The sequence below is a fragment of the Faecalicoccus sp. LCP19S3_E2 genome, from assembly GCF_052121255.1.
Classification (GTDB): Bacteria; Bacillota_I; Bacilli_A; order Erysipelotrichales; family Erysipelotrichaceae; genus Faecalicoccus.
The window spans coordinates 232,589-244,619 of record NZ_JBQKEP010000001.1 but is presented as its reverse complement, the minus strand read 5'-3'; the positions used below and the strand labels follow the sequence as shown (position 1 = coordinate 244,619).

Here is a 12,031-nt window from a genome sequence, read left to right as displayed (position 1 = left end):
TGTAAGTGAAAAACTATCAAACGTTGTTATATAGTAAAAATGGATATTCTTCAATGTGTTTAGCAAACATGATGCTCTCTATTCAGCAGGGAGAAAGAATACCCACTGTTCAGGAATTCAGTGTAAAAATTGGATTGGCAAGAGGAACTATACAAAACGCTTTGAAATTTTTAATTGACCAAAATGCTATTGAATTAGAGTCAAGAGGGCATTTAGGAACTTTTTTAAAAAAGAAGAATATGCGCGCTTTATTTGGATTTGCCGGTATTGATTCAATTGTGGGAGTTATGCCTTTACCGTATTCGAAACGTTATGAGGGATTGGCGACCGGTTTAATTACAGGTTTGGAAAATCAATATGATATTCCAATGTCTTTGGCATATATGCGGGGAGCCCAAAACAGAATAGCTATGTTAATGGATGGACGTTATGATTTTGCTATAGTATCCCAATATGCTGCACAAGGGATTATTAAAAATGATAAGGCTAAAATTCGCATTGTAAAATCGTTTGGCAGGCAATCTTATTTAGCTAATCATATTTTACTTTTGCACGATAAGAATGCGAATGGTATAAGAGATGGTATGCGTATAGGAGTTGACAAAGATTCGGTGGATCAGATGAAATTAACAGAAAAAGTGTGCAAGGATTATACTGTTGAATTTGTTCCTATGAATTATAACAATGTTATTGATTTTGTGGTCAAGGGTAAAGTAGATGCTGCTATTTGGAATGAGGATGAGCTTCAAGATAAAGCGCTGGATATAAATTACATTGAGGTGAATTCGGATCATCAAGCAGATACAGAAGCGGTTTTAGTAGTTAAAAGAGAGAATGAAACAATGTTCCGGTTGTTGGATGAGATTATTTCGGTTGAAACGGTACTGGATACACAAAGACTGGTGATGGAAGATAAAATTTCTCCGAGTTATTAAGACGTACTTTCTGAGTGCGGTTTTTATTATTTTCAAAATACAAAATTTTGGTTGAATATAAATATCAAGTATGCTAATATTCAAATGTACAAAATATTGTATATTCATTGACCAAAATTTTGTATAATGGAGGATCTATGCTAAGTGAGAGAATTGAAATTTTAAAAGAAGCGGATGTAATTAATGAAAAAACAAGCTTGTATGTACTAAGTGTTATCGAACAATTAGAAGATGAATTTAATGAGAAGGAGCAGATTTTAGAAATGTTTACTACGCATCTAGCGATGTGTGTACAAAGAGTTTTAAATCACGAGGAAGTGGAAAAATTGGATGATTCACTATGGAAGCAAGTTGAAGAGTCTAGTGGGTATGAAGAAGCTAATAAATTACTTCAGAAATTATTAATAAATGCACCATGTGAAATACCAGAGTCAGAGAAAAGATTCTTATTGATGCATTTATGTAATTTATACCAATGACAAAGGAGGAGAATAAAATGAAAATTGTAGTTGGTGGACAGATTAACAAGAAGGAGATTGCAGAGTTTACAAAACAATATCTGCAGGATTCAAGTGAGGTTGATGTTAAAGGTGATCTAGAAGCTGTAAACGCTGTAAAGAAAGGGGAATATGACTATTATATTGGCGCTTGTAACACCGGTGGCGGTGGTGCGTTAGCTATGGCAATGGCTCTATTGGGAAAAAATAAATGCCAGACAATTAGTATGCCAGGTAAAATCTTTTCGGATGCCGATATTAAAGCAGCTGTAGAAGAAGGGAAAATTGCTTTTGGTTTTACAGCCCAACATGCAGAAAAAGTATTGCCGGTATTATTGGATGCATTGAAAGAAAAAAATAGTTAAGGGAAAAAAGAGGTAAATATATGAAGTATATAGTAATCGCATTAATTGGTGGTTTGGCTTCCATTTTAGCAAATAGAGGAATCGCAGTATTCAATGATGGATTCAGAGCTATCGTTCCACAATATTATGATGGATCAATTTCACGAAAAGAATTGGCAACTATGAGTTTTGCAATCAGTTTTGGACTTGTAATTGGATTTGGTATTCCGACCTCGATTGCAGCCAGTATTTTGTTGATTCACAGTGTATTGCTGGCTACAGATATTATCGGAACATGGTCTCCAGATAGTAAATTGGGAATTATTATTTCGGGTGCTGTTGGTGCCGTATATGGTATTGCATTGGTAGCTGGTTTAGACTTTATCGTTTCTCTGTTTAGTTCATTACCTTATAATTTCTTGAATGAGTTGGGAAGTGTATCGGCATATGTTATGGTTGCTTTTGCAATTTTCCCTTCTATTGCAACTGGTTTACAACATGGATTTAAACAAGGATTAATTGTAGGTGTTATTACCGTATTGTCTTATTTCTTCTTTAAAAAGTTTGGAGTATTTGCCATTGGTGATGTTTCAGTTACGTTAAGTGCAGAAGGAATGGCGATGCTGGTTGGTACAGTTTTAATGTTATTCTTTGCGACTAGAGTAAAAGGCAATGAAGAAAGCTCAAATACAGAATTAGTCAATGTCTTCGAGGAAAAAATCGCCAAGATCCGTAAAAATTGGCCTTTATTGACTGTTATGGGAGCGTTGCTTGCTTGCGGTACAAGTATGGTTATTGTTGCAGGTGATCCAATTTCGTTAGCATTAGCGGCAGATGGCTCGTTTTCGGAAGCAGCTTTAGCAGCATTTGCTCGTGCAATTGGTTTTATTCCATTAGTATTTACAACGGCAATTGTAACTGGTGTTTATGCGCCGGCCGGATGTACGTTCGTGTTTGCGGCAGGTTTATTCTTACATGGACAACCATTATTAGCATTAATTGCCGGCGCAGTTATTATGATTGTTGAGTTATTATTGATTAATGTTTTCGCAAAGGCAATGGACCGTTTTCCAGGTGTTAAAGAAATGGGCGAACACATTCGTACATCAATGAATAAAGTATTGGAGCTTGCTTTGCTTGGAGGTGCTATTACAGCTGCAGAAGCTATGGCTGGAATGTTTGGCTTAACCGGTGTAGGTGCTATGTTTGTAATTGCTTGTGTATTGATTAACCGCATGTCTTCAAAACCGATTGTAGAAATGGCAATTGGACCGGTCGCATGTATCCTGTTTGGGATTGTACTGAATATATTAGCATTCTTGCAGATTATTACCTTAGTTGCATAAAAGGTGTAGTTTATGAAACTGGTTGATGGTTACACATTAATGCATGAGCATGTGCACATTGATTTATCCAGAATAAAAGATGATTTGGATACATGCTTAGATTGCAAAGAAGAAACAATTAAAGAATTTAAACGATTATACGAATTAGGTGTTCGAAATATTCTCGAAGTTACAAATGTTGGCATGGGACGAGATGTGGCTTATATAGATGAAGTGGCACAGGCTTCAGGCATAAATATCATTAAATCTACAGGTTGTTATAAAGATCCATTCATTTTAGAAAATGAAGTTTTGATGACTACAGAACAACTGGCAGAGTTCATGATAAAGGAAATACAAGAGGGCTTTTCAGAAGGTCATGGGAAAGCAGAAGCCATTGGTGAAATTGGTACGAGCAAAAATGAATGGACTGTAAATGAAAGAAAACTGTTCGATGCAGCTATTTTGGCACATAAAGTGACGAATAAACCGATTTATACCCATACCACTTTGTCAACTTTAGCATTAGAACAAGCAAAGTATTTTGTTGAGAAGAATGCTGATGTTTCGAAAATAATTATTGGTCATGTTGATTTAAATTCTGATATTGAGTATATCCTATCAGTATTAAAAACCGGTGTAAATGTTGGATTTGATACAATCGGGAAAAACAATTATTTACCAGACGATATTCGTATAGAACATCTTTTAAAGATTGAAAAAGAAGGATATTTAGGACAAGTTGTTCTTTCGGAAGATTTAACAAGAAAATCCCACCTTCTTTATAAAGGTGGGATAGGATATGCATATTTATTTGAAAATTTTCTTCCTAGATTAAAAGAAAAAGGAATGTCGCAGGAGAATATAGATAAAATGCTGATTGAAAATCCTAAGCGGATTTTAGAAAGCTAATGGGAGGTAAGTATGAAAACATATCCATTAGAAAGTATTAATCTTGAAAAAGCCATAGAGTTTCAATTTAAGATGGTTGATTGTATCACTCATCATTTTAGTGGACAAGAAACGTTAACTCGAGGTGATTTAGGTGTTGTTCCGGGATTAAATAAACCTAAGACAACATATAAAGCAGAGAAAGTAATTGCTGAGTTTTTTGATGCAGAGGCAAGTATTTTAGTGAGAGGCTCAGGAACAGGTGCAATTCGCTATGCACTATATGCGGTAGTGAAACCTAATGATACAATTTTGATTCATAAAGCACCTGTGTATTCAACAACTGTAACAACAATTAAAATGTTAGGATTGCATACTATTGAGGCTGATTTTAACAATTTAGAGGAAATCGAACGTGTGATGAATAATCACTCAGAAATAAAAGGAGCATTGGTTCAATATACGCGCCAAAGCATTGAAGATTGCTACGATATAGAAGCAGTTATTAAAACAATAAAAGCATGTAAAGACATTCCTGTTGTCACGGATGACAACTATGCTGTGATGAAAGTGGAAAAAATAGGAACACAGTGTGGAGCGGATTTATCTTGTTTTTCAACATTTAAACTACAAGGACCAGAAGGTATTGGATGTATAGTTGGAAAAAAAGAGTATATTGATTTGTTGGTAAAAGAACATTATTCTGGAGGCTCTCAAACACAGGGTTGGGAAGCCATGGATGTTTTGCACGGTCTAGTCTATGCACCAGTATCCCTAGCTATACAAGCACGAACCAATGATGAACTTGTATCTCGTCTAAACAACAAGTCTGAATTTGATTATGTAAAGTCTGCTTTTTTAGCAAATGCGCAATCCAAGGTTTTGTTAGTAGAATTTAATGAGCCTATCGCAAAACAAGTGTTGGAAGAAGCCGCTAAATTAGGAGCGTTGAGAAATCCGGTCGGTGCTGAATCTAAATATGAAATGTGTCCTTTGTTTTATCGAGTTTCAGGAACTTTCAGAGCGAGTGATCCAACTTTGGAAGATCGTATGATTCGAATTAATCCAAATCGAGCTGGTTCTGAAACAATACTTCGTATTTTAAATGAGAGTGTGAAGAAGGTGACGAAATGTTCTTAGAACAAACGATTCACAGAAACAAACAATTAGTACAGACATGTTTTCAACTTCATCAAAAATATAAAATTCGCCCGGATACTTATGTAGTTGATCTTGATCAATTATTGGAAAATGCGAAGCAAATGTTGGATGTTTCAAGAAACAATAATATTGATTTATATTTCATGTTGAAACAATTAGGGAGAAATCCTTACATTGCGAAAGAATTGGTGCGTATAGGATATAAAGGAGCCGTAGTTGTAGATTTTAAAGAAGCTGCTGTTCTGATGCAGCACAATATTCCTATTTGTAATGTTGGACATTTGGTACAAATGCCCCGATGCATGGTACAAGAACTAGTCAATTATGGTTGTGAATATTTTACAGTTTTTTCTATAGAAAAAGCTAAGGAGATTAATGAAGCCGCTGAGAATGCAGGAATTATTCAAAAAGTACTTTTGAAAGTAGTAGGCCCTCAAGACATGATCTACAGTGGGCAAACTGCAGGCTTCTATGTAGAATCTTTAGAAGAAGTGATTAAAGAATTAAAAAAATTAGATAATATCAAAGTTTCAGGAGTCACTTCATTTCCAAGCTTTTTGTTTGATGAAAAAGAAGAAAAAATCATTCCTACTCCCAACTTGAGTACACTTATGAAGGCTTGTTCAATTCTAGAAAGTAAGGGAATTCAAGTAGAGAATGTTAATGCACCTAGTGCTACATGCTCATATAGTTTGGAACAAATGAAATCCTACAGAGTGAATAGTGCTGAGCCTGGTCATGGTCTAACAGGGACAACACCAATGCATGCAAATGGAGAATGTGTTGAAAAACCTGCTGTATGCTATGTGAGTGAGATATCTCATAATTTTAAAGGGAAAGCATATTGCTATGGTGGAGGACATTATCGTCGTTCACACGTTGCCAATGCGATTGTGGGGAAAAACTTAGAAAATTCACAACGATATCAGGTTATTCCTCCAACCGATGAAAGTATTGATTATTATTTTGGCTTGGATAGAGAGGCCAATGTTTCAGATACAGTAATTATGTCTTTTCGTTTCCAAATTTTTGTCACTCGTAGTGATGTTGTTTTGGTGAAGGGAATACATAAAGGCAATGCAGAGATAGTTGGTATATACAATAGCTTAGGAGATGAAATACATGAATAGACGGTTTGTTGTAATTGTATTAGATGGTTTTGGTATGCAAGCTATGAAAGATGCCAAGGAAACCCGTCCAGGGGATGAAGTAAGTTCAACATTAGGAAGCATACTGCATGATTTTCCAGATTTAAAATTACCGAATTTGGAAAGATTAGGATTAATGAATGCTTTTGGTAAAGAATCAAAGTGTATGAAATTTTCAAAAGATGCTGTATTTGGGAAAAGTGAATTAATGCATTTTGGTGCTGATACATTCATGGGACATCAGGAAATTATGGGCAGTTTACCGAAGAAACCAATTCCACAGTGTTTTAGTAATCATGCAGAAGAAGTAGCTAAGCATTTAATAGAACATGGACATAAAGTAGAGTATAAAGGAAACGAAAAGCTAAAATATTTATTGGTTGATAACTATTGTACTGTGGCAGATAATATTGATTCAGATTTAGGAATGGCCGTAAATTGTACAGCTCCATTAGATTTTATGTCTTTTGAAGATGAGCTTAAAATTGGACGCTTGGTTAGAGAAATTGTTACTACGAATCGCGTTATTGTATTTGGCGGTACGGGAAATACTGTTGAAGATATATTAAATGCTGAAGAAGTTAGAGAAAACAAATATATCGGATTATTAGCTGCTCGAACGAAATCTTATGATCAGGGATATCAATGCTTACATTTAGGATATGGTGTTGATGCATCAGTGCAGGCACCAACAATTTTAACTAATGCAGGTTATAAAGTTTCTCTTTTTGGTAAAGTTGCGGACATTGTACATAATGAGGGAGGCAAATCTGTTTCCTGGGTAGATACAGCAGAAGTATTGGATTTAACAATTCAAGAAATCAAATCTATGAATGAAGGTTTTATTTGTACAAATGTTCAAGAAACTGATCTGGCTGGACATAGTCAAGATTCTAAAAGATATAAAGAAATATTGGAAATTGCTGATGGAAAGATTGGAAAAATCTGTAGTTTGTTAGGAAAAGAAGATATTCTTGTGGTTATGGCTGATCATGGAAATGATCCTAATATTGGTCATAATAAACATACACGAGAAAATGTACCGTTGCTTGTACAGGCTGGAGATGCTCACTGTATCAATCTTGGCTTAAGAAAAACGTTATCGGATGTAGGTGCAACGGTCTGTGATTATTTTGGTGTAAATACGCCACAAAATGGTACATCCTTTTTAGAAGAGATAAAGTAAATATTTTCAGTTTAAAAAAAATAGAGAGACTTTCATACGATATGAAAATAAGCTTTTTTGAGGGATGTTCTAACGATAAGTGTCCATTTTGAACTGATAGATCATTTCAGAAGTTAGGCTTCCATCTAAGTTTTCTTTTCCATAACGAAGTTCATCTCTAGAGATCCAATAGGCACATTTAAGTTCATTAGTGTCTAAGCGGATCTCTTTTTTACTGTCTAGTTCGCAATAAAAGCCAGCTAGAACATCACTGACGATACCCCAAGGTTGAGATTTATAATAACGAATATTTTTCACTTTTAGGCCCACTTCTTCATATACTTCTCTGGCTACTGTTTCTTCTAAAGTTTCACCAATTTCCACAAATCCGGCTAATAAGACTTGTTTTTTCATATGCGGATACTGCGCTAATAAAATTTGATCTTTATGTGTTACGGCAATGATCACGGCTGGAAAGATTCGTGGATATTCAATAACACCGCAGTTTGGACAGACGAGTGATCTTTCCGTAGTTCCGGGTTGCAGCTTTGTTTGACAACGACCACAATAGATACGGTTTCTATACCAGTCATACAGATGAAATCCGGTCGCATAGGCAAAACCAAAATAGTCTGGCTGTGATTTCGTCACAGGTCTTAATGGCTGATAGGTAAAACCATTCTGTTCGGGGACATCACTCACTAAAAAATAAGGATGATCATCAATGGAAAATAAATAAATCGCATTCTTTGTATCTATTGACAGATCTTGAAAAGTAGGGCACTGTATGCAATCTTCTTTACTTTTTGTCAGTGCCGTTTTGCCTTGAAACGAAAGAACAAAGTCTTTGGAAGAGGGCTTGATTTGCTTAAATGAATTATCAAATGTATGGGGTGCAATATCTTGTATCATGTGAAATCTCCTTTTGAAAAAGGCTTGGAAATCCAAGCCTATTTTGGTAGTTTAAATGAACTTTTTAAAGATACGATACGGTTGAATACTAAACGATCATCTGTTGTATCTTTTTCATCAACACAGAAATAACCATTCCGTACAAACTGGAACTTATCCTGTTTCTTGGCATCTTTGGCAAATGGTTCGATGTAACAATGCTCTACAACCTGTAAAGAATTCGGATTCAGATTTAAAGAACCGTCTTCGTTGTAAACGCCCTTTTCTTCATCTACCAGATTTTCATAGAGTCTGGCGGTTGCTTCGATGCAGTGATGAACAGGAACCCAGTGAATTGTACCTTTGACTTTACGTCCGGTAAAGCCGGAACCCACCTTTGTTTCCGGATCATAAGTCGCATGAACTACGGTTACGTTTCCGTTTTCATCTTTTTCAAAGCCTGTGCATTTGACGAAGTAAGCATTCATCAAACGTACTTCATTACCGACAAACAGACGGAAATATTTCTTTGGCGGTTCTTCCATAAAGTCTTCGCGTTCGATCCAGAGCTCTCTTTCAAAAGGAAGTTGTTTCTTGCCGGCTTCCGGGTTATCCATATTGATGCTTCCTTCTACCAGCTCGTATTCACCTTCCGGATAATTGTCAATCACTAGTTTGATGGGATCTAAAACAGCCATGATTCGTGGTGCCTTTGGCTTTAAATCTTCACGCAGGCAATGCTCTAGATACTGATAGTCAACGGATGAATTTGCTTTGGTTACACCGACCAGATTCATAAATGTTTGAATGGATTCCGGAGTAAAGCCGCGGCGGCGCAAGGCTGCGATTGTGACTAAACGAGGATCGTCCCAGCCATCGACAATACCTTCATCGACCAAACGTTTGATATAACGTTTTCCTGTGATGACATTGGTTAAATACATTTTCGCAAACTCGATCTGCTTTGGTGGCTGTGGATATTCCAGCTCACGAACAACCCAGTCATACAAAGGACGGTGATCTTCAAACTCTAAAGTACAAATGGAATGAGTAACACCCTCGATCGCATCTTCGATTGGATGGGCAAAGTCATACATCGGATAGATGATCCATTCATCACCGGTGTTATGATGCGTTTGACGTGAAATACGATAAATAACCGGATCACGCATGTTGATATTTGGGCTGGCCATATCGATTTTGGCTCGAAGCACTTTGGATCCATCTTCAAATTCACCGTTTTTCATCCCTTCAAACAGACGTAAGTTTTCTTCGATACTGCGGTTGCGATAGGGAGAATCTTTACCAGGTTCTGTTAATGTACCGCGATAAGCACGAATTTCTTCTGCGCTGAGATCACAAACATAAGCTTTTCCTTTTTTGATTAGTTTAATGGCCGCTTCATACATTTGTGGATAATAGTTGCTGGCAAACTTGACATCACCATCGTAATGACAGCCTAGCCATTCCACATCCTTAATGATCGAATCCACAAATTCGACTTTTTCTTTTGTGGGGTTAGTATCATCAAAACGTAAGTTAAATTTTCCACCATATTCTTTAGCCAATCCATAGTTTAATAAAATACTCTTGGCATGGCCTACATGCAGATAGCCGTTTGGTTCTGGTGGGAAACGAGTGACAACACCACTGTAAGTCCCATTTTTTAAGTCTTCATCTATGATACGTTCAATAAAATTCTTACCTTCATTTGTTTCCATTGTTGAACATCCTTTCACATTCTTTCCAAGTATATCATATCAAAGGCAGTTTTGGGCAGATTGTCTTTCTTTTAATAGCACAAAAAGTTCTTTCCAAAGCTGTACATACTCCCCATTTTTCAATGTGCCGTTGGCCGTTAATAGATCAAAGGTGTCGCCATGCCAATGATAATGATCTTCACTGGCACTAAATCCATTGCGATAATAAAACTGTTTTCGTGAAATTCTTTGATCTAAATTATCGCAGGGGACACTGTCTGATTCGACATCAATCACAATGACAGAATTTTTTCGATTTTCTTTGATCCAGTCCAAGATTTTAGAACCGATTCCTTGTCCACGGCAACTTTCTTCGGTAGCCAGATAGCGAACCTGGCAAATTTGTTTATAATCCAGTATATCTAAAAGCCCGACAAATTCATTCGCATGGGCATCTTTATACACGCCATAGAAATGACTTCCGGGCAAAATATCCAGTTCATAAAAGGGAATTCTTTCCTTTTCGGGGAAAGCCTTTTGATAGAGCGAACGAAGGCGCGGATCCGTGTTTTTTGTTTCTATAAAATATAACTTCATGGGCTTATTCTACCATGTTTAATAGGGGAGTTCAAAGCACATGAATTGCATGTCAAACTGCGAAAACCTATAATCAAGTCAAAGGAGGTTTTGATATGTCAAAATTATTAACACCGGTACAGATTGCCGGATTATCATTAAAGAATAGAGTTGTCATGCCACCTATGTGTATGTATGAAGTAAAGAATAAAGATGGAAAGGTCACGGATTTTCATTTGGCACACTATGGAGCCAGAGCAATTGGACAAGTGGGTTTGATCATAGTAGAAGCTACAGCTGTACAGCCGGATGGACGTTTGACCGATCAAGATTTAGGTATTTGGAGCGATGATCATATACCAGGTTTAAAACGTTTGGTGGATGCGGTGCATGCCTTAGGCTCACAAATTGGTATTCAGCTGGGACATGGTGGCCGCAAGGCTCAGGATGCCAAAGTAAAGCTGGCACCAAGTGCTATTGCGTATAATGAAGAGTACGGCATGCCGGAAGCTATGATGCAGACAGATATTAAAACTTGTCAGCAGGCTTTTGTTCAAGCAGCTGCTCGCGCTAAACAAGCAGGATTCGATATGATTGAGCTACATGGTGCACATGGTTATTTGATCAATGAATTTTTAGAACCGTTGACCAATCGAAGAGAAGATGAATATGGAGGGTCTCTAGAAAATCGTTATCGATTTGTAAAGGAAATGCTTCCGGATGTAAAAGAAGCTTTTGGTGGCCCGGTATGGATGCGTTTGTCTTTGACTGCCTATGATCAAACCGGCCAGCAAAATACGATTGAAGAGTATCAACAGATTGGAAAATGGCTGGAAGAAGATGGTATCGACTGTATTGATGTATCTACCGGTGGTTTGTTAGATACGACACCAAATATTCCTATTTTTGCGGGCTATCAAGTGGCTTATACACAAAAAATGAAAGAAGCAGTTTCCATTCCGGTAACAGCAGTAGGACTGATTCATGAGCCGGTTTTGGCAGAATATCTTCTACAAAGTGATCAGGCAGATTTGATTGAAGTCGGGCGCGCTCTGATTCGTAATAGTGCTTGGGTCGTAGATGCGGCAAAGATGCTACATGATAAAAACTTTGCGATCTATAACAACTCATATCAAAGAGGGCAGTTGGATTAATTATTTACTTTGAAAAACACAAGACCTTGTTGATCTTTTTAGGATGAACAAGGTCTTTTTGTAGGCTTGAAAAATTTTTGAATTTTAAATTCATAGTTTGCATATAGGATATTTAATAAAATAAATCTGGACAGATCAACACAGGTAGTACTGGTAGCTTAGACCGGGGAAGCGTTAAACCTCGTTCACATAGATGGCCTATAAGGAGGTGAGCGCTATGACATCATTTGAAACATTGTATGTA

The 12,031-nt window shown here is 36.8% G+C and carries 12 protein-coding genes; 9 read left to right on the top strand and 3 right to left on the bottom strand.

Annotation, left to right across the window (positions count from 1 at the left end; all coding sequences use genetic code 11):
• Window positions 1–5 precede the first annotated feature (5 nt).
• The 8 genes from yhfZ to ACTQX6_RS01230 all read left to right on the top strand — a co-directional run bounded on the left by yhfZ (window position 6) and on the right by ACTQX6_RS01230 (window position 7,487).
• Window positions 6–935: a GntR family transcriptional regulator YhfZ gene (yhfZ, locus tag ACTQX6_RS01265; protein ID WP_272012556.1), complete on the top strand. Its 930-nt coding sequence runs from the start codon at window positions 6–8 to the stop codon at window positions 933–935.
• A 137-nt stretch (window positions 936–1,072) separates the two neighbouring features.
• Window positions 1,073–1,414 carry a PRD domain-containing protein gene (locus ACTQX6_RS01260; RefSeq protein WP_117445931.1) on the top strand — a complete coding sequence of 114 codons (342 nt, stop codon included), beginning with the start codon at window positions 1,073–1,075 and terminating at the stop codon, window positions 1,412–1,414.
• 17 nt (window positions 1,415–1,431) lie between these two features.
• Entirely contained in the window at window positions 1,432–1,797 is a 366-nt protein-coding gene (locus ACTQX6_RS01255) for a DUF2620 domain-containing protein (RefSeq protein ID WP_117445930.1), read from the top strand.
• Window positions 1,798–1,817: 20 nt separating this feature from the next.
• Window positions 1,818–3,122 carry a YhfT family protein gene (locus ACTQX6_RS01250; RefSeq protein ID WP_117445929.1) on the top strand — a complete coding sequence of 435 codons (1,305 nt, stop codon included), beginning with the start codon at window positions 1,818–1,820 and terminating at the stop codon, window positions 3,120–3,122.
• 12 nt (window positions 3,123–3,134) lie between these two features.
• Window positions 3,135–4,013 carry a phosphotriesterase family protein gene (locus tag ACTQX6_RS01245; RefSeq protein WP_294687972.1) on the top strand — a complete coding sequence of 293 codons (879 nt, stop codon included), beginning with the start codon at window positions 3,135–3,137 and terminating at the stop codon, window positions 4,011–4,013.
• A gap of 12 nt (window positions 4,014–4,025) precedes the next feature.
• A complete protein-coding gene (locus tag ACTQX6_RS01240; RefSeq protein WP_294687969.1) occupies window positions 4,026–5,132 on the top strand; it encodes an aminotransferase class V-fold PLP-dependent enzyme in 1,107 nt (368 codons plus the stop codon).
• On the top strand, window positions 5,123–6,283 hold the full coding sequence (locus ACTQX6_RS01235; protein ID WP_117445926.1) for a YhfX family PLP-dependent enzyme: 1,161 nt from the start codon (window positions 5,123–5,125) through the stop codon (window positions 6,281–6,283). The genes ACTQX6_RS01240 and ACTQX6_RS01235 overlap by 10 nt, the downstream gene beginning before the upstream one ends.
• Window positions 6,276–7,487 (top strand): phosphopentomutase, encoded by a 1,212-nt coding sequence (locus ACTQX6_RS01230; RefSeq protein ID WP_195222442.1) that lies wholly within the window; start codon window positions 6,276–6,278, stop codon window positions 7,485–7,487. Before ACTQX6_RS01235 ends, ACTQX6_RS01230 begins: the two co-directional genes overlap by 8 nt.
• A 69-nt stretch (window positions 7,488–7,556) precedes the next feature.
• Here ACTQX6_RS01230 and nudC read toward each other — a convergent pair whose 3' ends face one another.
• From nudC to ACTQX6_RS01215, 3 genes are read right to left on the bottom strand one after another with little or no spacing between them, the layout of a single operon-like run.
• Complete coding sequence (gene nudC, locus ACTQX6_RS01225) at window positions 7,557–8,378, bottom strand: NAD(+) diphosphatase (RefSeq protein WP_294687967.1); 822 nt, start codon at window positions 8,376–8,378, stop codon at window positions 7,557–7,559.
• A 38-nt stretch (window positions 8,379–8,416) separates the two neighbouring features.
• Entirely contained in the window at window positions 8,417–10,078 is a 1,662-nt protein-coding gene (locus ACTQX6_RS01220) for a glutamine--tRNA ligase/YqeY domain fusion protein (RefSeq protein WP_294687965.1), read from the bottom strand.
• 39 nt (window positions 10,079–10,117) lie between these two features.
• Complete coding sequence (locus tag ACTQX6_RS01215) at window positions 10,118–10,654, bottom strand: GNAT family N-acetyltransferase (protein ID WP_294687963.1); 537 nt, start codon at window positions 10,652–10,654, stop codon at window positions 10,118–10,120.
• A gap of 95 nt (window positions 10,655–10,749) precedes the next feature.
• On the opposite strand from ACTQX6_RS01215, the gene namA reads away from it, so the two are divergent.
• Window positions 10,750–11,787: an NADPH dehydrogenase NamA gene (namA, locus tag ACTQX6_RS01210; RefSeq protein ID WP_294687961.1), complete on the top strand. Its 1,038-nt coding sequence runs from the start codon at window positions 10,750–10,752 to the stop codon at window positions 11,785–11,787.
• The last annotated feature ends 244 nt before the right edge of the window (window positions 11,788–12,031 follow it).